The sequence below is a fragment of the Sulfitobacter sp. L-8 genome (assembly GCF_056859255.1).
The window spans coordinates 65,163-87,033 of the sequence record NZ_JBSXOD010000037.1 but is presented as its reverse complement, the minus strand read 5'-3'; the positions used below and the strand labels follow the sequence as shown (position 1 = coordinate 87,033).

19 protein-coding genes are annotated in these 21,871 nt (G+C 59.3%); 8 read left to right on the top strand and 11 right to left on the bottom strand.

From position 1 onward, the window contains the following. The 7 genes from AC13DE_RS05325 to AC13DE_RS05295 form a co-directional block, all read right to left on the bottom strand. Entirely contained in the window at positions 1-585 is a 585-nt protein-coding gene (locus AC13DE_RS05325; RefSeq protein ID WP_483047268.1) for an amino acid synthesis family protein, read from the bottom strand. Continuing rightward, on the bottom strand, positions 582-1,166 hold the full coding sequence (locus tag AC13DE_RS05320) for an amino acid synthesis family protein (protein ID WP_446297613.1): 585 nt from the start codon (positions 1,164-1,166) through the stop codon (positions 582-584). Before AC13DE_RS05320 ends, AC13DE_RS05325 begins: the two co-directional genes overlap by 4 nt. Beyond that, positions 1,159-2,007: a UPF0280 family protein gene (locus AC13DE_RS05315; RefSeq protein WP_483047267.1), complete on the bottom strand. Its 849-nt coding sequence runs from the start codon at positions 2,005-2,007 to the stop codon at positions 1,159-1,161. Before AC13DE_RS05315 ends, AC13DE_RS05320 begins: the two co-directional genes overlap by 8 nt. Continuing rightward, positions 2,004-3,491, bottom strand: a complete 1,488-nt coding sequence (locus tag AC13DE_RS05310) for a 6-hydroxynicotinate reductase (RefSeq protein WP_483047266.1) — start codon at positions 3,489-3,491, stop codon at positions 2,004-2,006. The genes AC13DE_RS05315 and AC13DE_RS05310 overlap by 4 nt, the downstream gene beginning before the upstream one ends. Further along, positions 3,484-6,231 carry a molybdopterin-dependent oxidoreductase gene (locus tag AC13DE_RS05305; RefSeq protein WP_483047265.1) on the bottom strand — a complete coding sequence of 916 codons (2,748 nt, stop codon included), beginning with the start codon at positions 6,229-6,231 and terminating at the stop codon, positions 3,484-3,486. The genes AC13DE_RS05310 and AC13DE_RS05305 overlap by 8 nt, the downstream gene beginning before the upstream one ends. Beyond that, positions 6,231-7,067, bottom strand: coding sequence for an FAD binding domain-containing protein (locus tag AC13DE_RS05300; protein ID WP_446313720.1), 837 nt, complete (start codon positions 7,065-7,067; stop codon positions 6,231-6,233). Before AC13DE_RS05300 ends, AC13DE_RS05305 begins: the two co-directional genes overlap by 1 nt. Positions 7,068-7,154: 87 nt before the next feature. After that, positions 7,155-7,970, bottom strand: a complete 816-nt coding sequence (locus AC13DE_RS05295) for a ferredoxin--NADP reductase (protein WP_483047333.1) — start codon at positions 7,968-7,970, stop codon at positions 7,155-7,157. A 134-nt stretch (positions 7,971-8,104) separates the two neighbouring features. Here AC13DE_RS05295 and AC13DE_RS05290 point away from each other — a divergent pair, with 134 nt between their 5' ends. The 8 genes from AC13DE_RS05290 (at position 8,105) to AC13DE_RS05255 (ending at position 16,747) form a co-directional block, all read left to right on the top strand. After that, positions 8,105-9,295 (top strand): amidohydrolase family protein, encoded by a 1,191-nt coding sequence (locus tag AC13DE_RS05290; protein ID WP_483047264.1) that lies wholly within the window; start codon positions 8,105-8,107, stop codon positions 9,293-9,295. A 380-nt stretch (positions 9,296-9,675) separates the two neighbouring features. Further along, positions 9,676-11,367 carry a class I adenylate-forming enzyme family protein gene (locus AC13DE_RS05285; protein WP_483047263.1) on the top strand — a complete coding sequence of 564 codons (1,692 nt, stop codon included), beginning with the start codon at positions 9,676-9,678 and terminating at the stop codon, positions 11,365-11,367. Positions 11,368-11,400: 33 nt separating this feature from the next. Beyond that, entirely contained in the window at positions 11,401-12,693 is a 1,293-nt protein-coding gene (locus tag AC13DE_RS05280; RefSeq protein ID WP_483047262.1) for a 3-hydroxyacyl-CoA dehydrogenase, read from the top strand. Further along, positions 12,690-13,469: an enoyl-CoA hydratase-related protein gene (locus AC13DE_RS05275; protein WP_446297616.1), complete on the top strand. Its 780-nt coding sequence runs from the start codon at positions 12,690-12,692 to the stop codon at positions 13,467-13,469. Before AC13DE_RS05280 ends, AC13DE_RS05275 begins: the two co-directional genes overlap by 4 nt. 58 nt (positions 13,470-13,527) lie before the next feature. Beyond that, positions 13,528-14,814 (top strand): acyl-CoA dehydrogenase family protein, encoded by a 1,287-nt coding sequence (locus tag AC13DE_RS05270; protein WP_483047332.1) that lies wholly within the window; start codon positions 13,528-13,530, stop codon positions 14,812-14,814. Then, positions 14,811-15,578 (top strand): SDR family NAD(P)-dependent oxidoreductase, encoded by a 768-nt coding sequence (locus tag AC13DE_RS05265; RefSeq protein ID WP_446313717.1) that lies wholly within the window; start codon positions 14,811-14,813, stop codon positions 15,576-15,578. Before AC13DE_RS05270 ends, AC13DE_RS05265 begins: the two co-directional genes overlap by 4 nt. Positions 15,579-15,587: 9 nt before the next feature. Continuing rightward, positions 15,588-16,379, top strand: a complete 792-nt coding sequence (locus AC13DE_RS05260; RefSeq protein WP_446313716.1) for an SDR family oxidoreductase — start codon at positions 15,588-15,590, stop codon at positions 16,377-16,379. Beyond that, the gene (locus tag AC13DE_RS05255; RefSeq protein WP_483047261.1) at positions 16,376-16,747 is read left to right on the top strand and encodes a VOC family protein; all 372 of its coding nucleotides are present in this window, start codon (positions 16,376-16,378) and stop codon (positions 16,745-16,747) included. The genes AC13DE_RS05260 and AC13DE_RS05255 overlap by 4 nt, the downstream gene beginning before the upstream one ends. Positions 16,748-16,768: 21 nt before the next feature. On the opposite strand, the gene AC13DE_RS05250 is transcribed toward AC13DE_RS05255, so the two are convergent. The 4 genes from AC13DE_RS05250 to AC13DE_RS05235 are packed head-to-tail and all read right to left on the bottom strand — an operon-like array spanning position 16,769 to position 21,862. Next, positions 16,769-17,830 carry an amidohydrolase family protein gene (locus AC13DE_RS05250; RefSeq protein ID WP_483047260.1) on the bottom strand — a complete coding sequence of 354 codons (1,062 nt, stop codon included), beginning with the start codon at positions 17,828-17,830 and terminating at the stop codon, positions 16,769-16,771. Further along, entirely contained in the window at positions 17,814-18,698 is an 885-nt protein-coding gene (locus AC13DE_RS05245) for an acyl-CoA thioesterase (protein ID WP_446297082.1), read from the bottom strand. Before AC13DE_RS05245 ends, AC13DE_RS05250 begins: the two co-directional genes overlap by 17 nt. A 15-nt stretch (positions 18,699-18,713) precedes the next feature. Next, on the bottom strand, positions 18,714-20,663 hold the full coding sequence (locus AC13DE_RS05240; protein ID WP_446297083.1) for an acetoacetate--CoA ligase: 1,950 nt from the start codon (positions 20,661-20,663) through the stop codon (positions 18,714-18,716). Continuing rightward, positions 20,660-21,862, bottom strand: a complete 1,203-nt coding sequence (locus AC13DE_RS05235; protein ID WP_483047259.1) for a serine hydrolase domain-containing protein — start codon at positions 21,860-21,862, stop codon at positions 20,660-20,662. The genes AC13DE_RS05240 and AC13DE_RS05235 overlap by 4 nt, the downstream gene beginning before the upstream one ends. Between the last annotated feature and the right edge of the window lie 9 nt (positions 21,863-21,871).

The following is a 21,871-nucleotide window of genomic DNA, read 5'->3' as shown; positions in this document are numbered from 1 at the left end:
CTAACGCAGGCCGTCTTTGCCTTCGGCCTCGGCATGGGTCAGCCCGCCGACACGGGGCAATGGACGCCCGCTGTCGGTAACGGCGACGGCCACCAGTATCTCGCGCCCGCGTGGCGCGTCGTTCAGCCGTACCTCGATCCCGTCGAAATGGCTGCGCACATAGGCGGCGTCCTTGTGCCCCAAAGGCACGTCAAGCACCTGCCCCGGTCCGCCCATCTTTTTCGAAGACGGCACCAGTGCGGCCCCTTTTTCGACGGCCTTGCGCAATGGCGCGCCAAGCTTTGGGTGCAAGATGGCGGCGGCGTGTTCCAGCTCTCCGCCTTCCCCGACCATCGCCGCCTTGCCGTAGCTTTCGGCCTGGGCCGGGGTAATGCCAAGCGCGGAAACGCATTTATCACCCAAAAGCCCGCCAAGTTCCTCTCCGATGTCCATAAGCGGGGTCAGATCCTGTGAATAAGACCCCGCAAACGGGTTTTGGATCACAGCGATGGCGACTGCTTTACGTGTGGGCGGCGAAATGGTTTGGCCAATTTCACGGTGGGTTTCTTCGACCCAGACGGCAATCTTGCGGATCTCTGCGCTCATCTCAATCCATCCTCTCCGATGATGTCCTTTGCGGCCAGGCCCCCTGCCCGGTTATGCACCCGTGCCCCCGTGGTCATCACCAATATCACCGCCATTTCGTCAGCGCGCGGGCTGTCGTTCAGACCGACTTCGATGGAATCGAAATGGCTGCGCACATAGGATGCATCCACATGTGTAACGGGCACATCCAATCGGGTACCGGCCGCACCGACCTTTTTGGTGGACGGCACAATCGCCTTGGCCCCGCCCAATACGTCGCGCATCGCATAGCCGCCCGGTGCGTGCCATAGCGCGCCATGCTCCAGCTCTCCGGCGGTGCCGATGATCGCACCCTTTCCGTAACCTTCGACCTGTTTGGCCTCGCCACCCAGAGCAGCCAGCAGCTTGTGCGCCATTTGCACCCCAAGCGGTTTGAGGTCTTCCATGAATGGCTGAATGTCTTCGACATACGACCCTGCATAGGGGTTTTGGATCACAGCCATCACCGCCCCGCGTTTTAACGGCGTGTTGGCGCGGGGGCCGCCTTCGTGGAATATCTCTTCGATGCTGGTGACGATTTTGCGGATGACGATTTCAGGCATGTTCGGGTGCTTTCTGTTGGAACTTCAAGGTGGCGGGCAAACCCACAACCGCATTCTGACCTTGCAGGAAAAGAGCAGCGCCGTCGATCAAACACGCTTGACGCAGCGCGTTGGCCGCCGTTTCACCTGCACAAAGCGCCCGCGCGACGTCGGATTGGGCAAGACGCCCCACATGCGTGACAACGGTTGTCGACCCCAGATCAGAATCGTCGCGCACCACATTGGCGGGCGCGCGTGTTATGCTGGCGTTGTCTTGCAGATCCACAGCGTTGCCAAGTTGCGTCGCGGCGGCGTCGGCCATGGACGCCGAACGTGCCAGAACCGTCACCGCATCCGCGATACCCAGGCTAAGGCTGCGGCCGCGTTGCCCGCTGGTCGCGATCCCGCGAATGGCGTCGGTACTGCCGATGTCAACAACGCCGAGATTTCCGTTGTCCGGCGACGCGATGGCCACGCGAAATGTCGCGGCCCCGGTCAGGTGCAATGCGATATCGCCACCATTGTTCACATAGGCGCGGGTCAATGCGGTGGCTTCGGTCATCGCGGCCAGAATTTCCTGCGCAACTGCCCCCGCAACCGCAATCATCGGCGTGGTGACACCATCCGCATAGGGCAGCGCCGCGCGATACATGCGCCGGGCGATCTTGCCTTCCGGACGGCGTTCGACAGGTTGACGCAGCAGCGGTAACTCTGCCGCAAGCTCGTCCAAAACAGACTCGAACCTTGCGAAAGCCGCGCGAAAGGCCACACTGCGCGCCCCGTCGGACCCGATGATCAAATCGATCGGCCCATGTGACAGATGCAGCCTGTCACCGCTTAAAAGAGAAGCCTGCGGCATCATTCCCTTGATTTCCCCCACCCGTAGTTTTCCCGGTCATTGGGGTTGGTCTGAAGCCCGGTCTGGGTCACGCGGCGCACGTCCGGGGTGACAACTTTGGCCAGGGGCTGGATATGCTGAACATGTCCGCCAAGCGCACCGTAATCTTCGCGCCGCAAGGTAAATTCAATCGGGGCCACCAGAGCGGGCGTCGGAACGTATCCAAAAGAATTTGTCGGCATGTTCATCACATCTACCATCACCGTGATGCCGCCGCCGGGCCAGACATAGGCTTCGGCCCCGCCACAAGACACGTGGGTCAGCGATTCCTTGACCGACCGCGTCAACCGCACCGGATTTTCAGTGACCCCGGCGCGCAGGCTGCCACCGGCACCGCCCATGAACAACACCGAACACAGCGATGGTTCGCAGTTTTCGGCGATGCGTTCCGCCACCGTCAGCAGTTCTGGGGTAATTTCGGCAGGCCGAGGCACCAGGTCATCGTCGAGCGTGAAATATGCCCATTGTTCGCCCGTGGTCGATATCATCAGCAGCCGCAGTCCCGGCCAGGCGCGTTTCGCGTCGGCATCGCGCAGAATGGTCAGAGGATCTTCGACGTCGGTACCGCCCCAACCGGTGCCGGGATCTGCGACCTGAAAATAGCGCCCTGGCGTCGATCGGCGCCCGTTGATGCGAATGCCCGATGGGGTCATGTTCAGACCTTTTCCAGCCTCGTGCTCGCTCAGGACGCCGGTGATGTGGTCATCGACAACCACGACCTCGTCGACATGGCCGTGCCACTGTTTCGCAAACATCCCGATGGTGGCAGAGCCACAGCCGACACGCATCAGCTTTTCGGGTGTGCCGTTGATGATCGGTGCCTTGCCGGCCTCGATCACCATGGTCACACCACCGTCAATCGTCACCTCGACCGGTTCACGGTTACATAGCCGCAACAGCGCGTCACAGGTTGCACGCCCTTCTTTCTTGGACCCACCGGTCAGGTGTTCGACGCCGCCCAGCGATAGCATCTTGGAGCCATATTCCGACGTCATCACGTGACCGATCGCTTCGCCCTCGGCCCGCACCACGGCGCGCTCTTCGCCGATGTGGCGATCGGTGTCGATCTTCACCTTGACGCCGCAATAAGAAAATATGCCTTCGGTCACGACAGTGACCATATCAACGCCGTCGACCTCTTGGCTGACGATAAAGGGGGCGGGTTTGTAATCTGGGTATGTCGTGCCCGCGCCGACCGCCGTCACGAAATCGCGCCCGCCTTGAATCACATCGCCATCCCAATCTTGGGCGTTGTTACCCTGATCCAGAAACGCGACGGCTTTTGCGCCCGATTGAATGACCGTCAGCGGGTCAAGCCGCACCAATTCGCCCGCGTGATTGGCATATCGGTCACACGCCCCTGATTTACCATCGGCGATAAAACACATGACGGGGCACGCGTCGCAGCGGATTTTCGCGGGTTTTGGGTCGCGCAGGTCGTCAGGCATGTCCCGCCTCCTTCAGGGCTGTACGCAGGCGCGTGGGGGTGGCCGGAGTGTGGGTGATACGCGCACCGGTGGCGTGATATATCGCGTTGAATATCGCAGGTGCCGTGGGGATCAACACGTGTTCGCCCAATCCCTTGGCACCATAGGGGCCGTGTGCATCCGCTATTTCCAGTATCAGGGTTTCAATGGGTGGGATGTCACCGATGGTGGGGATAAGATAATCGTGCAGGTTTTCGGTGCGTCCGGGTATGTATTCCTCCATCAGCGCCATGCCCAACCCTTGGGCAATGCCACCCTGCACCTGTCCTTCGACCAAAAGCGGGTTGATCGCGCGCCCGACGTCATGCGCCGCCACGAAACGCAACGGCTTACACAGGCCCAAGGCTATATCGACTTCGACAACCGCAAGCTGTGCTGCATAACCAAATTGCGCATAGGGTTCGCCTTGCCCGTTTTCGTCCAGCGGCTTGACCGGCGGGTCATAGGTTTCCTGTGCCATCAGAACATATCCTTGATCATCTGGCGAAAGACGCTCTAGATCCAGGGTTTGGCTGTGGGGGCCGTCACTGACGTTAATCCGGTGATCCTTTGCGATGATTTGCGCGGTCGGCCCCGCATTGACCTGACGCAGGATATCGGCACGAAGCGCCTCGCCTGCCCTGAGTGCGGCGTTGCCCGACACAAAGGTCTGCCGCGAGGCGGAGGTTTTGCCGGCGTCCGGGGTGATATCGGTGTCGGCCCCCACTACGGTAATGTCGGATACTGGCACTCCAAGCGCCTTGGCAAAGATCTGCGGGATCACCGTGTTGGACCCTTGCCCGATATCCATCGCCCCTTGGTGCAGCACGATTGTGCCGTCCCGTCGCAGACCTGCCTTGATGGTTGACGGGTTGGGCAACGACGTGTTGCCGCAGCCATACCACGCGCTTGCTAGCCCGACCCCGCGTTTCACCGCGCTGTTTTGGTCATTGAACGCTGCGCATTCAGCCTTGGCCGCGTTCCACGCGGGGCGCAGAGCCTCGAGGCACTGCCTGATCCCGACTCCTTGGGAAAACACCTGTCCGCAGACGGTGCGCACCCAGTCGCCAAGAGCGTTCTTTACGCGAAACTCCAACGCGTCCATACCCAGCTTTTCCGCCAGCAGGTCAAAGGCGGTTTCCTGTGCAATTGCAGATTGCGGCACCCCGAACCCGCGAAAGGCCCCCGACGGCGGGCAGTGCGTGTGCACGGCGCGGCTTTGGGCACGGTAATCGGGAACGTAATACGGGCCAGAGGCGTGAACCGGCACACGGTTGGCCACCGTCGGTCCCCAGCTCGCATAGGCACCTGTGTTGAAATTACCGTCGAACCGCAGCCCCGACAAGGTTCCGTCGGCGTTTGCGCCAACCTTGATCCTGATCTGGGCCGGGTGGCGTTTGGTCGTCGATTGCATGGTTTCGTTACGGCTGTAGGTCATGCGCACCGGTTTGCCGGTTTTCAGCGCGGCCAAGGCAATGAACGGCTGCAGGGAAAGGTCTATTTTTGATCCGAACCCGCCGCCGACGGCAGTCGGAACGATACGGATATCAGCAGGCGGAAGGTCCAGAATATATGCCAGTGCCTCGCGGTCCATCGCCGGGGCTTGGGTGCAGGCGTGCACATGAAGGCGGCCCTGCACAACTTCGGCAAACCCTGCCTCGGGTTCGATATAGCCATGTTCCACGAAGCTGGTCTTGTGCACCGCTTCGACGCTGAAATCCGCGTTTTTCAGCGCGGCGTCGGCGTCGCCACACTGCACGAAACCACCGCACATGATATTGCCGGGTCGGTCGTCAAACAACTGCGGCGCATTCGGTTCCAGCGCTTCGTCGATGTCGGACAATGCCGGTTGAACACTCCATTCGATCGGAAAGCTGGACATGTCGATGGCATTTACCGCATCGGCGTCGCCCACCACACAGGCGACAGCCTCGCCGCGGAACCGCACATGGCTGACAGCGAAAACCGGTTGGTCGATGAACCCGGGGATCACGCCAAAGGCATTGCGTCCCGGCACGTCCTGGGCCGTCAGCACGGCGGCAACGCCCGGCAGGGTCGCCTGCCACTGTGAAATATCGCCCAATGTGAACGATGCCGAGGCGTGGGGCGATCTTATCACCCGCGCGACCAGTGCATCGACGGGTGCCACGTCATCACCAAACTTTTCCGTTCCGTCGACCTTGGGACGGCCATCCAGCCGACGCGTATGCTGCCCCAGATCTTGCGGAGCCTCGATCAGTTCATCCGCGGTATGCGCACCGAGGACGGCATCAATGATCTTGCGATAGCCGGTACAGCGACATAGCACACCCCCAAGCGCGTCTTGGACCTGCGTTTGATCAGGTTGCGGCGTTTTGCGCAGCAGCGCCACCGCCGACACCATCATCCCCGGCGTACAAATTCCGCATTGCGCGGCTTGGTGATGTTGAAAACTTTCCATCAAGGCTTGGGCATCGCTGTCTGCCTTGACCAGACCGGACAGGGTTTCAACCGACCGTCCCGCAGCTTGTTGCGTTGGCATCAGGCACGCGCAAACCGGGGCACCGTCAACCAGGATGGTACAGGCCCCGCAGTCGCCCGCGTTGCAGCCGATCTTTACATCCCGGTGCCCCAAGCGTTCGCGCAAGGAATAAGACAAACGCTCGCCCGCGGCGACGTCAACCTGAGATATCGTGCCGTTCAGGGTGAATGAAGTGGGGGTCGTGGCGGTGCGTTGATCCATCAGGCGTTCCCTTCCAGAGCAAGAGACAGGGCGCGGCGGATCACCTCGGCGCTGGCTGCATCGCGGTATTCGGCACTGGCACGGATATCGGCAATCGGTGACAGACCGGCGATCATGTCGGCGGTCACGTGGCGCATCATGCCGGTGACAGGCCGGTTGCGCAGGTGGTCTTCGAGTGCCGTCAATCGCAGGGCCACGGGCGACGCCGCACCGATTGCTATTGCGATCTCAGACAGCTTTTCCTGCTCGACCGTGGCCAAGACGGCGACCATGCAGATTGAGATGACCAGATACTTGCGCGCCCCAAGCTTGAGGAAACTGCCCCGGCTGTTCGGGGAGATCGCAGGTATATGTATTGCCGTCACCAGTTCATCTTCGGCGCGGTCGGTTCTGCGTACCCCGAGCAAGAATTCGCCCAGAGGCAGCCGCCGCGTCATCCGGGCGGTGGCCAGTTCGACCTCGGCCCCAAGCGTCAGCAAAGGCGGCACCCCATCGGCGGCAGGCGAAGCATTGCACAGGTTGCCCGCAACCGTACCGACATTCTGTATCTGGACAGACCCGACTTCGCGGGCGGCCTGTTTCAGCCCGTTGAACGCCGCGGGAAGCTCGGCGTTCACGATATCCGTCCAGGTGGTCGCCGCGCCGATTGTCCACCCGTTGTCGGTGCGGGTTATGCCGCGCAGTTCCGACAGACGTGAGATATCCAGCAAGGTGCCGCGAAATTGCCTGTCGGCCTGCGCCGGGAACCAGTCAGTACCACCCGCGATAACCGACGCCGGCCCGGCCGCCAGCGTGTTCAGTGCATCCTCAAGTGTCGTCGCGGTGATATAGCTCATGGCTGCGCCTCCCATCCGGGTTTGAACTTGTTGGTATACTAATAGAAATTAGACAAAAGCGGTTCTGTCAAATCAAATCGACACGAGTCAGCCCACGAACGCTTTTTCGACTACAAAAGTGGCAGGACGACTATTGGCACCTTCTTCCAGACCAAAGCTTTCAAGCGCGGCCTTGGTGTCGTTCAACATGGCCATCGACCCGCAAATCATCGCACGGTCGGTATCGGGATCAATCGGCGGCACCCCCAGGTCGCTGAACATCTTCCCCGACGCCATCAGATCGGTCTGCCGCCCCACACGCGGCCAATCTTCGCGGGTAAGCGTGTCGTAAAGCGTCAGTCGTGGGCTGAGTTCCCCAACCAGGGGATCATTCTTGAGGTCGTTCAGCAGATTACGCCCGAACGTCAGCTCTTGAGAGGTTCGGCAGGTGTGGCACACAATCATTTCATCGAATTTTTCGTATGTTTCCGGATCCCGGATGATCGACGCAAACGGGGCGATGCCGGTACCGGTGGCAAACATCCACAACCGCTTGCCGGGCAACAGCGCGTCATTGACAAGCGTGCCGGTGGGCTTGCGGCGCATCAGCACCGTATCGCCGACCCTGAGCCGTTGCAGATATCTGGTCAAAGGCCCGTCAGGCACCTTGATCGAATAAAACTCGATCTGTTCATCCCAAGACGGTGAGGCGATCGAATACGCCCTGAACACCGGTCTGTCCGCATTGGGTAGACCGATCATCACGAATTCACCGGACCGAAAGCGAAATGCCGGGTCGCGGGTGATGCGAAACCTGAACAGACTATCACTGTAGTGCTGAACCTCGGTCACAGTCTCGGCATATACACCGGGGGGAATGGGGAACCCGATTTCGGCATCCTGCAACATCGGCGCGGCATCCATGTTCGACCTCACGAAATTAATTATCATGCAATATCATTTGTACACTAACGACATTTAGTCAAGCATTTCGTCTTGATCCAGCCCATTTTTATGTTAGCGTTCAAATGAAACCATGCTGCTTGAAAGGCGGACCGATGTCAGACACCTCAGCGAAACTTGTCATCCGAAACATTGGTATGATCCTGTCCGGCAAGATGGAGGAGCCGATTTTCGATGGTGACTGCGTGATCGCCATCAATGGCAAGATCAGCGCTTGGGGATATGAAAAAGATCTCGATTGCGAAGCGGCCGCAACCGAAGTTGACGCCCATGGCGCCACCCTTGCGCCCGGATTGATCGACAGTCATGTTCACCCGGTCGTCGGAGACTATACGCCGCGCCAGCAACAATTGGGGTGGATCGATTCGACCTTGCACGGCGGGGTGACCACACTGATCTCTGCCGGCGAAGTGCATATGCCGGGGCGCCCGAAAGATATCGTCGGCCTCAAGGCGATGGCGATCGCGTCGCAGCGTTGGTACGAAAACTTCCGCCCCTCGGGCGTCAAGGTCCACGCGGGTGCGCCGGTGATCGAACAGGGCATGGTCGAGGAAGACTTTGCCGAGATGGCCAAGGCCGGGGTGACCCTGCTGGGCGAGGTCGGACTGGGCACGGTCAAGGACGGCAAGACTGCCGCGCAGATGGTGGGATGGGCGCGCAAATACGGGATGCAAAGCACGATCCACACCGGCGGCCCGTCGATCCCCGGGTCAGGGTTGATCGACGCGGATATGGTGCTTGAGACAGGCACGGATGTAGTCGGACATATCAACGGAGGGCATTCTGCCCTTCCAGACGACCAAATCATCTGCCTGTGCGAAGGCTGTAAGGCCGCGCTCGAGATCGTGCACAACGGCAATGAACGCGCCGCCTTGCTGACGCTGAACACCGCGCGCGAGTTGGGCAAGCTTGATCAGTTGATCCTGGGCACCGATGGTCCGGCTGGGTCCGGCGTGCAGCCTTTGGGGATCATGCGCATGGTCGCGATGCTGTCGTCGCTTGGCGATGTGCCTGCCGAGATCGCCTTTTGCTTTGCCAACGGCAACACAGCGCGGCAACGCAAGCTGGACACCGGCTTGATCGAGGTCGGCAAATGCGCGGATTTTGTCCTGATGGATCAGGCACAGCATGCGCCCGGTAACAACTTGCTGGAATCGGTGCAGCTTGGCAATCTGCCAGGCGTCGGCATGACGGTGATTGACGGGGTGGTGCGCAGTTTGCGCAGCCGCAATACGCCGCCCGCCACCCGTCTTCCCGAACTGGTCACAGGCACGTTGGGTGCCTGAAGACCCGCGCTGGATCGGCGCGATGGGCCCGCGCCCCCGCGTCCCGCAGCCGGTGGTTTCCACAGCTTGATCAAAGCAAACGGCTTCTTTCCTCCGGCTCCCGGAAAGAAGGGCTTTCATTACCTTTATATTCATGTTCAATTTTCGCCAATACGTGCGCGCCGCGTATTGCGTAGCGATTTGGCACGCCTGAAGCCTGTCGAATGCCAGTTTGCGGAACATCGTTCCATCAAGCGGTATTGGCAGTTTGAATTTTAGCGCTTAGGCTACGCAAATCAGAGTCGCGGACAATCGTGGAGGAATGTCCGAACCCCGGCTCTATTGGGGAGGAAACAAATGGCTAAAACTTATCAGGCGATGCCGCGGACGGGTGACTGCTGATGCCAGCTATGACCATGGAAGAGGCCATTCGGCATACGACTCAAACTAACCCGACATTTGAGATGTCTCACGCAGATATTCGCGGGGTCACGTATCGTACCTTCAAGAATATCCCCGCCACCATCGGCCAACTCATGCTCGCCAGCCGCGAAATTCACGATCAAGGCCGCGCTGAATTTCTGGTCTATCAGGACGAGCGATGGACATATGACGGTTTTTGCGACGCCGTTCACCAGATTTCACACGCACTTCGCGATGATCTGGGGGTCAAGCCTGGTGACCGCGTGGCGATTGCGATGCGCAATTACCCGGAATTGTTAATGTTGACCCTTGCGATCGCTTCTGTCGGTGCGGTCGTGGTGTTTGTGAACGCGTGGTGGACCACCGAAGAACTGGATTATGCATTCAAGGACAGTGCCGCCACAACGGTCTTTGCCGATGCGCCACGGCTTGAACGGATATCCCCGCTTATTGAACCGCTGGGGCTGAATGTCGTTGGTGTACGAGACGGTGAAGCGGATTCAGATCAAACACTTACAGCATTGATGAACCCCAAGCCCACGACCCCGGTCGAGGGAGTGACGCTTGAGACCGACGATGACTTTGCGGTGATGTATTCGTCCGGCACCACCGGCAAGCCCAAGGGCGTGGTGCAGACACACCGGGGTGCGTTATCGGCTGTGTTCACATGGCTGATCCAGGCGGTTTGCGCCCCGCTGGTAAATCCGCCCGAGCCGGGGGCACCTCCGGCACCCAGACCGTCTGGGTTGATTGTCACACCGCTTTTCCATGTCACTGCGACGCATCCGCTGTTTTTGCTCAGTTTGCCCGCAGGGGCCAAGATATCGTTGTTACACAAATGGGATCCCGAAGAAGCGGTTCGGGTTATCAAACGCGAAGGTGTGACGCGCTTTCTTGGTGTTCCGACCCAATCCGCCGACCTGCTGCAAGCCGCCAAGCGCATGGGTGAAACGCTTCCGACGCTAAGCTGGCTTGGTGCTGGGGGGGCCAAACGGCCCGCCGCGCAGGTCGCGCAGCTGCAAGACCAGTTTCCCACCGCCGAAATCGCTACGGGATGGGGGATGACCGAAACCAACGCGCTTGGCATCGGGGTGGTCGGGGCCGAATACAACAAGCGCCCGAACGCCGCGGGAAAACTGCACCCGCCGTTACAGGATGTGCGGTTTCTGGACGATGCCGGTAACGATGTGCCGCAAGGTGAGCTCGGTGAAATCACCGTCAAAAGCCCCGCCAACATGCGGTGTTACCTGAACAAGCCGGACGCGACAGCGGAAACCATGCAAGACGGCTGGCTGCGTACTGGTGATCTGGGGGTGATCGACGCCGAAGGCTATATCACCATCCTTGATCGCAAGAAGAATATCATCATCCGAGGCGGCGAAAACATCGCTTGTCTGGATGTCGAAGGGGCGCTGCACACGCACCCCGATGTGATCGAGGCTTGCGCGTTTTCCCTGCCCGACAGCCGCCTGGGAGAGGTCGTAGGTGCCGCCGTCCAGACCCGCAACGGCAAGGAAATCACGCAGACCGACATGGCAAAGCATCTCGAACAACGGCTCGCGAAGTTCAAGATTCCCGTAACGCTGTGGTGTCAGGACACGCCGCTGACGCGCGGTGCCACTGATAAAATAGACCGCCGTGCAATCCGCACTGAGTGTCTTGAAAAGTAAGGCCCGTTCTTGGGCTTCGAAGAAAGGAATACTATGAACACCCCCTCCGACGAACAGATTGGCGCTTATATCGGTGCCGCCGGCAAAGCTGCGTGGCAGGTCCCGGACCTGCCTGACGACACCCCACTTCGTGACATCAAATCGGTCGGTATCATCGGCGCGGGCACGATGGGCGGCGGCATCGCGATGAACTTTGCCACCGCAGGCATCCCCGTCACCATTGTCGAGACAACTCAAGAAGCGCTGGACCGCGGTTTGAAGGTCGTGCGCGGCAACTATCAGCGCAGCGCCGACAAGGGCCGCTTCCCGCAAGAAGAAGTCGAAGCGCGGATGGATCGCTTTGACGGCAAGCTGGAACTGGCGGCCTTGGCCGATTGTGATCTGGTGATCGAAGCCGTGTTCGAAGACATGGAGCTCAAGCGCAAGATTTTCACCGAGCTGGACCGCGTGATGAAACCGGGCGCGATCCTGGCGACGAACACCTCCGCGTTGAACATCGACGAAATCGCGGCGATGACCAAGCGCCCCGAAGACGTGATCGGGCTGCACTTTTTCTCGCCCGCCAACGTGATGAAACTGCTCGAAATCGTGCGCGCGAGACATACTGCCGATGATGTGGTCGCGACCTCCATGGATCTGGCGGCCAAGATCAACAAGATCGCCGTGCTCGTCGGCGTTTGCCCCGGTTTTGTCGGCAACCGCATTTTGTTCGCGCGCCAGAAACAGGCCAACAAGCTGCTGCAACAGGGCTTGATGCCGTGGGATGTGGACGCCGCACTGAACGCCTTTGGCTTCAAGATGGGGCCGTTCCAGATGTCCGATCTGGCCGGTCTGGATATCGGCTGGTCCAAAGGGGCCAAGACCGAGAACCCGATCCGCGATGCGCTGTGTGAAATGGACCGACGTGGCCAGAAGACCCAAGCGGGTTTCTACGACTATGATGAATCCCGTCGTCCGATCCCGTCGGATGTGGTTGCCGGTGTGATCAAGGACATCACCGGCGCCGAAGCCAACCAGATGTCGCAGGAACAGATCATCGAGATCTGCATCTACCCGATGATCAACGAAGCGGTCAAAATCCTTGAGGAGAACAAGGCGCAGCGCCCCTCTGACATCGATGTGGTCTGGCTGAACGGCTATGGCTGGCCCGCCGATAAGGGCGGCCCGATGTTCTATGGCGATATGGTCGGTGCGCAGTCCGTGCTGGACGTGATGGAAAAGCTGGGCGCCGAGGACCCCGAATTCGCGCCCGCTGATCTGCTGCGCGATCTGGCCAAGAATGGCGGGAAATTCACTGAAATCGACACCGGAGGGCTGAAGGTATGAGCTATCAATATATCACCACCGAAAAGAAGGGTCACATCCTTGTTGTGACCATGAACCGCCCCGAGGTGTACAATGCCGTGCACGTCGACATGCATAATGAAATGGCCGATTGCTGGGACGCTTTTGCAGCGGATCAGGATCTTTGGGTCGCGGTTCTGACCGGCGCGGGGGACAAGGCGTTCTCTGCGGGGAACGACCTGAAAGCCACCGCTGCGGGCGGGTCAAAGGCGACAATGCCCGCCAGCGGCTTCGCCGGTCTGTCCTCGCGTTTTGATCTGGAAAAGCCCATCGTTGCGGCCGTCAACGGTTTCGCCATGGGCGGCGGATTTGAAACCGCGCTGTCCTGCGACATCATCCTCGCCTCAGATCAGGCAAAGTTCGCCCTGCCCGAGGTCAAGGTAGGCTTCTTCGCGGCCGCATCCGGCGTGCAGCGCCTGTCGCGCTATATCGGACGGCTTGCCGCGCAAGAGCTGATGTTCACCGGGCGCACCATCATGGCCGACGAAGCATTGTCGCTGGGCTGCGTCAACGCGGTGCATCCGGCGGATCAACTGATGGCGAAAGCCATGGAGAAAGCGGAAGAACTGTGCAGCGTGTCGCCGTCGGCGGTCAAGGCGACCAAACGCGTACTCAACGATATGTATGCCCGCGACGGAATGCAGGACAGCATCGCCTACTCTCGTGAAGTGATCGCGGATCTTAGCAAGACCGAAGACTTCAAGGAAGGCGTGAACGCCTTTGTCGAAAAACGCAAACCCAATTGGGTCAATAAATAATAAATCGAATTTAACAGCCGGGAGGCACTTAATGTCACATAACGAAGCAATGGCGGGAATGAATAACCTGGAGATGTCGGAAAAGGCCAAGCCGCTTCTGGCCGCCGTGATCAAACACATCCGCGAGAACGTTGACCCGATTACTGATGAATACTACCGCTTGGGTGAAGGGCGCACCGATCGGTGGTCACATGCGCCGGGCCAGCTGGAACTTCTTGAAACTGCAAAGAAAAAGGCGCGCGAAAGCGGTCTCTGGAACTTTTTTCTGCCCAATGCCGAAACTGGCGAAGGGCTTTCAAACCTGGATTATGCCTATATCGCGGCAGAGCTTGGCAAGAGCCCGCTGGCCTCTGAAACGCTGAATTGTTCCGCGCCTGACACCGGCAACATGGAAGTGTTGGAACGGATCGGCACGCAGGAACAAAAAGACACATGGCTCAAGCCGCTGCTGGCCGGTGAAATCCGCTCTGCCTTCGCGATGACTGAACCCGATATGGCGTCCTCGGATGCCAAGAATATCTCTACCTCTGCCGTGCTGGAAAACGGTGAATGGGTCATCAACGGCGAGAAATACTATATCTCCGGTGCCGGTGATCCGCGCTGCAAGATCATGATTACCATGGTAAAGACGTCACCAAACGCCGAACCATTCCGTCAGCAGTCGCAGATCCTTGTGCCCATCGACACCCCCGGCGTTGAAATTGTCGGCCCGATGCATGTCTTTGGTCACGACGACGCGCCGCACGGTCACATGCACATCAAGTTCACCAACGTGCGTGTGCCCGAGGAAAACATCCTCTGGGGCGAAGGCAAGGGCTTTGAGATTTCCCAGGTCCGTTTGGGGCCAGGCCGCATCCACCACTGCATGCGCTCCATCGGGGCGGCGGAAAAGGCGCTGGACCTGATGATCGAACGGGGCCTCAGCCGTGAAGCCTTTGGCAAGAAGATCATTGATCTGGGCAAGAACATGGAAACGATCTCTCGCGCCAAGATCGAGATTGAAGCCATGCGCCTGATGGTTCTGAAAGCCGCCAAGGCGATGGACGTTCTGGGCAACAAAGAGGCCCGCATCTGGGTCAGCATGATCAAGGCGATGGTGCCGGAAAAAGTCTGCAACATCATCGATCAGGCGATGCAGGTGCATGGTGCGACAGGTATTTCGCAGTGGTCGCCGCTGTCGGGCATGTACACGTCGCAGCGCACGCTGCGCTTTGCCGACGGCCCCGATGAGGTGCACCACCATGTGATCGCCCGTGCCGAGGTCAAGGATTACCAGGAATCCAATCTGCGCACATCGCGGGCGCGCGAGGAGATCGCGACAGGCCGCTCGCGGGGTGGCGTATGACCCTGTTCGATCTGACCGGAAAGGTGGCGCTGTTGACCGGTGCCTCCAAGGGCATGGGGCTGGCGATGGCCAAGGCCCTTGCCGAGCATGGCGCGACCGTCGTCATCTCGGCTCGCAAGCAAGACCAGCTGGACGCCGCCGCCGCCGAGATCAACGCGATTGGCAAGGGCAAGGCTTACGGCGTCCCCTGCAACGTTGGTTATAAAGAGCAGCTGCAAGCGCTGGTCGACGAGACCCACAAGCTGGCGGGCAAGATCGACATCGTGATCGGCAATGCGGGCGTGAACCCCTACTATGGGCCCACGTCCGAGATCCCCGATGATGCCTATCAGAAAACCATGAACGCAAATGTGCTGTCCAATCTTTGGCTGGCACAGATGGTGGCACCCGACATGATCGAAAAAGGGGCCGGTTCGATGGCGTTCACCTCGTCCATCGGGGCGTTCAAACCATCGGTCATGCTGGGCACTTATGGGATGTCCAAGCTGGCGCTGATCGGCCTTGTGCGCAACCTTGCCGCCGAATTCGGGCCCAAGGGACTGCGGTTCAACGCAATCTGTCCGGGTTTGGTGAAAACCGAATTCGCGCGCGAGCTGTGGGACAATCCTGATGTCGAGAAACGCATCAAGAATGAAATTCCGCTGCGCCGTCTTGGCGAGGCGGAAGATTTCGCGGGGCTCGCCGTGTTCCTCGCCTCTGATGCAAGCCGCTACATGACCGGTCAGGCGCTGACCGTTTGTGGCGGGTCGAACATGTGGACGTAAGGGGCTGCTATGGAACTGAAGGATAAAATTATTGTCGTCACCGGTGCCGCGAGCGGCATCGGCAAGGCGCTCGCTCTCAAGTTTGCAGCGGAAGGGGCCAAAAAGGTTGTTTGCGTTGATCTGAACAAGGACGGCGCGCAGGCCGTCGCCGACGAGATCGACGGTGTGGCTTTCGGCGTGAATGTCGGGGTCGAGCAAGAGATTGCCGATATGATCGAAACGGTCGAAAACGACATCGGGCCGATTGATCTGTTCTGTTCGAATGCTGGCATTCTGGTGGCCGGCGGGATGGAAGTGCCCAATGACGACTGGCAGCGGATCTGGGATATCAACGTGATGGCCCATGTCTGGGCGGCACGCCATCTGGTACCGAAAATGATCGAACGCGGCGGTGGCTATCTGCTGAACACCGCGTCGGCGGCGGGTCTGCTGAATCAAGTCGGGTGTGCACCTTACGGCGTCACCAAACACGCGGCCGTCGCCCTAGCCGAGTGGCTGGCGCTGACCCACGGCGACGACGGCATCAAGGTTTCGGTGCTTTGCCCGCAAGCGGTACGCAGCGAAATGACCCGCGGCCACGAGGATTCCGTTGCCGCTATCGACGGTCTGCTTGAACCCGAGCCCGTCGCGGACGCTTGCATCGAAACCATTCGCAACGAAACGTTTCTTGTTTTGCCGCACCCTCAGGTATTGGATTACATGCGCAAGAAAACCGACAATTATGACCGCTGGATCGGGGGGATGCGCAAGCTGAACCGTGCCTACGGCCATGTTCGCAACCCCAAGAAAGCATCGTCATGATCGGATATACAACTGTCGGCACCGCTGACATGGACCGCGCCAAAAAGTTCTATTGCGATCTTTTCGAAAGCAAGGGGGCCAAGGTATTGGTCGATGCGGGGCGCATTGCAATGATCGGCACAGGCCGGGGCACGCCGATGATTGCCGTTTGCGCACCGTACAACAAAGAGGCCCCTACCCCCGGAAACGGGGTGATGGTGGCGTTCACTGCCGAGACCAAGCCCGAAGTGGATGAATTCTATGCACGGGCAATCGAGCTGGGGGCGACCTGCGATGGCCCCCCCGGCCAACGGGTGCCGGACCGTTTCTATGGCGCTTATGTGCGCGATTTCGACGGCAACAAGCTGTGCTTTTTCAAGTTCGCCTGATAAAAAGCGCTGCCGTCCGCGTTACGCGGGCGGCAGACTATAGACGCGACGCGCTGTGCCTGAAAACAACGCCTCTTTGGCAGTTTCATTCAGGTCCGCAGCCATCTTCTTGAACGCGTTCCAGATGACCTGATAGCTGACCGCCGTGCGGTCGACGGGAAAATTGCTCTCGAACATGCAGCGGTTCGGGCCGAACGCATCCAACATGTGCGCATACCATTTGCCCTGAGTTTCAACGATTTCATCCGAAGATGGCGGCAAATCACGGTGCATATAGCCAAAACCGTTGTCCGGCATACACAGGCCGCCCAGCTTGGCCATCACATTGGGGCATTCTGCCAGCTCCGCCATATGATCCTTCCACGCAGCGAAAATTTCATCGCGCCTGCCTTCAAACCGGCCGACTCCAAGCGGCGTGCCGAAATGGTCAAGGATCAGCGTGGTGTGCGGCACCGCGCGGGCAAGGTCCAGAAACTCTTGGTGTTGATGATGGTAATGCCAACTGTCCAGGGTCAGCCCCCGTTCGCCCAAGATCGCAGCCCCGCGGACGAAATCGGGGTTGCCATATTGGTTCGGCACACCGCGCCCGGGGATGGCAAGGTGCTGCGGTTCGGGGTCACGGGCACCGGAATTGCGGATCCCTTTGAACAGTCCCTTTCCCGCCTCTTGATGCGCATCCAGTGCCTCGTTCAGCAAGGTCGGGTCAAGCACAAGTTCGGTTTGTCCGATAATCCCGGCAATCTGGGCACGGTCAAGCGGCACCGAAGATGCCATTTCCGCGACGGTCCGGGTCTCTCCGATGGATTTAAGGTGGTCGGGCGCGTCCTGATCCCAATACGAACGGCATTCGATGAACATGGTCTGCACCACGTTATGACCCGCTTCGGTATCACGCCGCAACGCTTCCATTTCATATACGGCGGGATTTTCGGATGTACCGTGACGCCAAAGATGATGATGCGGGTCCACGATCTCTCGGTCGGGGTCGATGATGTCTTCGACCACCAGCCCCAGCCAGTCGTCGCGCAGTTCGATCCCGGGTTCCCATCCGGGATAGCGGCCACCTTTATCCGTCACTTGCATCGCCTTTCGGTTTGTAGGGACGCATCAACCCTTCTTGGGCGACACTAGCGACAAGCTTGCCGCTTTGGGTATAAATCAGCCCGCGGTTAAATCCGCGTGCCCCACCGGTGTACGGCGCGTCCAGATCATAGAGATGCCATTCTGAAAAATCGATCGGTGCGTGAAACCACATGGCATGATCCAGGCTGGCGGACATCACCCCGCGCTGGAACCACGTCAGCCCATGCGGACGCAGCGAAGATCCAAGCAGGTTCATGTCAGAGGCATAGGCCAACAGGCAGTGCTGCATTACAGGCGATTGTCCTTGGGCGGCTTGCATCCGGAACCACAGATAGTTCCTGTCCGCTGCCTTTTCGGGATTAAACAGATCACGTGGTTCGACTTCGCGGATCTCGATAGGGCGTTCGCGCACGAAATCGGCACGGTGCTTTTCGGGGATCCGGTCAATATAGGGTTCACGCAAATCAGGGCGGTCCAGCCAATGCTCGGGGCCTTTCACGTCGGGCATATCGTGCTGATAGTCCCAGCCATCCTCTTCCACGTGAAACGACGCCGATAGGTTGAGGATCTGCTTGCCGTGCTGGATCGCGATAACGCTACGCGTGGTAAAGCTGCCCCCATCGCGGGCGCGGTCCACCTGATAGATGACCGGGATGGACGGATCACCCGGCCGCATGAAATAGGCGTGCAGTGAATGGCAGGTGCGGTCGGGGACCGTGCGATAGGCGGCCATCAGCGCCTGTGCAATCACATGTCCGCCGAAAATCCGGGTGGTGGTTTCACCCCCCGATCCGATGCCGCGAAACAAATCGACTTCCAACTGTTCAATATCAAGCAGTTCGAGCAGTTGGCGAGCCACGTCAGTCATCACGGTTCCGTCCTTTCAGGTCGCCCGTCGCCCGGCATAGGCAACGAAGAAATCGAAACTGCCCGGATTGGCCATTGAATCAAGGTTGACCACCTTTGCAGGATCTTGTCCAAGCAATAGTTTTTTGACGGGAACCTCAAGCTTTTTACCCGATAGTGTCCGGGGGATTTCAGCAACTTCGACGATTTCGTTGGGAATGAACCGGGCCGAGACATTTTTGCGGATCGCGGCGTTGATCTTGTCCTTGAGAGCATCATCAACCGTCACGCCCTTGGCCGGCACCACGAACAGCGGCATAAAGCTTTCGCGCCCCAGAAATTCGAGGTCGACAACAAGGCTGTCCATCACCTCGTCCAGCCCTTCGACGGCCTGATAGATTTCCGCACTGCCAAGGCGCAGACCCTTGCGGTTGATCGTGGCGTCTGACCGGCCGTAAATGACCGACCCGCCGTTTTCATTGATCTCGATCCAGTCGCCGTGGCGCCAGATGCCGGGGTAGGTATCGAAATAGCTGTCGTGCAGGCGACTGCCGTCGTCATCGCCCCAGAAATACAACGGCATCGACGGAAGCGGTTCGGTGCAGACCAGTTCACCCACCGTACCGATCAGCTCTTTTCCGTCTTCGTCATAGGCGCGCACCGCGTTGCCAAGCGCGCGACACTGCATTTCGCCCGCCCGCACCGGCATACCGGGGTGACCAAGTACGAAAGCCCCGGCAAGGTCGGTCCCGCCCGAGATAGGGGCCAGCCAGACGTCTTGCTTCACGTCCCTGTAGATCCAGTCATAGGCGTCCGAGCTGAGAGGCGACCCGGTAGACCCCAGCGACTTGAGCGCCGAAAGGTCCACCTGCTCCCGTGGGGTAATGCCCGCTTTCATGCACCCGCTGAAAAACGCGGCACCGGCCCCGAAGAAGTCAAGCTTTTCATCCGCGACAAATCGCCAGATCACGCCCATATCGGGATAATTGGGTGCCCCGTCGAACATCGCCACTGTGGTGCCCTGGCCCAAAGCGGTGAACTGCGAATTCCACATGATCCAGCCGGACGAGGTCAACCAGCAATAGCGCCCGCCGGGTTTGAAATCATGATGCAAAGATTGTTTGGCCGATTCCAGTATGATGCCGCCGTGACCGTGGACGATCGGCTTCGGGTTGCCGGTTGTGCCCGATGAATACACGATCCACAGCGGGTGGTCGAAAGGGACCTGCACGCTTTCATATGCCACGTCACGCCCCAGCAACGTATCCCATGCGACGTGGCCCTCGGGCAGATCGCCGACAAAGGGCACGGTGATGCATTGAACCAGGCTGGGCAGCTCAGCTTCGAGCCCGGCCAGAATTTCGCGACGGTCCACGGTCTTGCCTGCGTGCACATATCCGTCTTGTGCAATCAACACCTTGGGTTCGATCTGCTTGAACCGATCAAGGATGGCGACATGGCCCATATCCGGGGCGCACAGCGACCAGATCGCCCCGATGCTTGCCGTCGCAAGAAACGCAATCATTGCGGTTTCGGTGTTGGGCAAGACCGCGACGACCCGGTCACCTTTTGCCACCCCCATTTCACGCAGATGCGACGCCACACTTGACACCTGCTGGCGCAGTTGCGCCCAAGTGAGGCTTTTGCGGCCAAAGGTTTCCGATTGCACGATAAGCGCATCACCGCCCGGCTGTTGATCCACATGTTTCATGATCTGGTCGGTGAAATTCAACATCGCACCGGGACACCATTGCGCCCCCGGCATCTGACGCTTGGCCATGACGGTGGTAAAGGGCGCACTGGCCTTGACGTTGAAAAACTCCCAGATCGCCGACCAAAAGCCGTTCAGGTCGGTCACGCTCCAGTTCCACATTTCGTTGTAATCGGCAAAGGTTAGACCGCGCTTGTCGCGCAGAAACCTTTCAAAGGCTGCCATTGTCGAGGCCTCTACCCGTTCGGGTGCCGGGGTCCATAAAACCGTGGTCATTTCATTGCTCCATGGATAAGCGCTTTCAATTGCGGGCGTGCCGGATAAGAGCTGGAAGGGGCCAGTTGGGTAAAGAACACCACAGATAAATCCAGCACCGGATCAACCCAGAAGAATGTCGATGCCATGCCACCCCAACTGAAATCACCGATGCTGCTGGGGACGCGCACCCGGCCGGGGTTCATCACAACCGCCCCGCCAAGGCCAAAGCCCATGCCCTCCATCGGTTGCTCGGCAAAGCTGGCCGGACCCATCGACGCAATGTCGCCCGGTAAATGATTGCGCATCATAAAGTCGAGCGTCTTGGGTGAAACAAGACCGGCACCGCCGGTGCGCAGCATTTCGGTAAACTTCAGGTAATCGTCAATGGTGCCGACCAACCCGCCGCCGCCCGAATGCATCTGCGCTTTCAGAAACGGTGACTTTTCGGGGCGATCCACACAGCGCAATACCGGTTCGGCCGGTTTGGCATCGTTCAGCGCATAAGCACTGCCGGCAAGCGGAGTGTAGAGCGCCGCGAAACGGTCGGTGCCGGCCTGTGGGACCGAAAACCGGGTGTCATCCATCCCCAGCGGGCCAAGAATTTCGCTGACCAAAAAGTCTTCCAGCGTCTGGCCTGACACGATTTCGACGACACGTCCCAACACATCGATGCTGACGGAATATTCCCAGCGGGTGCCGGGCGGAAAGGCCAAGGGCAACCGGGCCACCCGGTCTGTCATGTCGGCCAACGACCCCTGGTCGGCCCGGAACAGAATATCGGCCTCTTCCATCGCCTTGGCGGTCACGCCGGGGTTGAAAGGATAGCTGAGGCCCGAGGTATGCGTCAGCAAGTGATGCAATGTCGGAGTTTTACAGGCTTCGGTCTGCGAGATGTCGGTCGCACCGGGCACAAGACATTCCATGTTGGAAAAGCCCGGAATGAAATCCGATACCGGCGCATCAAGATGGAAAAGCCCCCGTTCGGCCAACATCATGATCGCGACTGACGTGATCGGCTTTGTCATGGAATAGATCCGCGCGATGGTGTCTCTTTCGAACGGTTTCCCGGTCTCAAGATCGCGTTTGCCGGTGGCGTTGAAATACACCTCCTGCCCTTGTTGTGCGACCAGTACCGAACAACCGGCAAAGCGATCGCGATCCACATAGGATTGCATCCACTCACCGATGCGGTTCAGTCTATCTTTATCGAATGCCAAGAACTTTTC

Excerpts from the sequence above, each read along its gene's own strand:
- AC13DE_RS05285 (WP_483047263.1), top strand. The coding sequence starts at position 9,676 with ATGCCAGCTATGACCATGGAAGAGGCCATTCGGCATACGACTCAAACT.
- AC13DE_RS05240 (WP_446297083.1), bottom strand. The coding sequence starts at position 20,663 with ATGACCACGGTTTTATGGACCCCGGCACCCGAACGGGTAGAGGCCTCG.
- AC13DE_RS05245 (WP_446297082.1), bottom strand. The coding sequence starts at position 18,698 with ATGACTGACGTGGCTCGCCAACTGCTCGAACTGCTTGATATTGAACAG.
- AC13DE_RS05300 (WP_446313720.1), bottom strand. The coding sequence starts at position 7,067 with ATGAGCTATATCACCGCGACGACACTTGAGGATGCACTGAACACGCTG.
- AC13DE_RS05310 (WP_483047266.1), bottom strand. The coding sequence starts at position 3,491 with ATGCCTGACGACCTGCGCGACCCAAAACCCGCGAAAATCCGCTGCGAC.
- AC13DE_RS05320 (WP_446297613.1), bottom strand. The coding sequence starts at position 1,166 with ATGCCTGAAATCGTCATCCGCAAAATCGTCACCAGCATCGAAGAGATA.
- AC13DE_RS05280 (WP_483047262.1), top strand. The coding sequence starts at position 11,401 with ATGAACACCCCCTCCGACGAACAGATTGGCGCTTATATCGGTGCCGCC.
- AC13DE_RS05255 (WP_483047261.1), top strand. The coding sequence starts at position 16,376 with ATGATCGGATATACAACTGTCGGCACCGCTGACATGGACCGCGCCAAA.
- AC13DE_RS05270 (WP_483047332.1), top strand. The coding sequence starts at position 13,528 with ATGAATAACCTGGAGATGTCGGAAAAGGCCAAGCCGCTTCTGGCCGCC.
- AC13DE_RS05260 (WP_446313716.1), top strand. The coding sequence starts at position 15,588 with ATGGAACTGAAGGATAAAATTATTGTCGTCACCGGTGCCGCGAGCGGC.
- AC13DE_RS05290 (WP_483047264.1), top strand. The coding sequence starts at position 8,105 with ATGTCAGACACCTCAGCGAAACTTGTCATCCGAAACATTGGTATGATC.
- AC13DE_RS05305 (WP_483047265.1), bottom strand. The coding sequence starts at position 6,231 with ATGGATCAACGCACCGCCACGACCCCCACTTCATTCACCCTGAACGGC.
- AC13DE_RS05250 (WP_483047260.1), bottom strand. The coding sequence starts at position 17,830 with ATGCAAGTGACGGATAAAGGTGGCCGCTATCCCGGATGGGAACCCGGG.
- AC13DE_RS05295 (WP_483047333.1), bottom strand. The coding sequence starts at position 7,970 with ATGGATGCCGCGCCGATGTTGCAGGATGCCGAAATCGGGTTCCCCATT.
- AC13DE_RS05275 (WP_446297616.1), top strand. The coding sequence starts at position 12,690 with ATGAGCTATCAATATATCACCACCGAAAAGAAGGGTCACATCCTTGTT.
- AC13DE_RS05265 (WP_446313717.1), top strand. The coding sequence starts at position 14,811 with ATGACCCTGTTCGATCTGACCGGAAAGGTGGCGCTGTTGACCGGTGCC.
- AC13DE_RS05325 (WP_483047268.1), bottom strand. The coding sequence starts at position 585 with ATGAGCGCAGAGATCCGCAAGATTGCCGTCTGGGTCGAAGAAACCCAC.
- AC13DE_RS05315 (WP_483047267.1), bottom strand. The coding sequence starts at position 2,007 with ATGATGCCGCAGGCTTCTCTTTTAAGCGGTGACAGGCTGCATCTGTCA.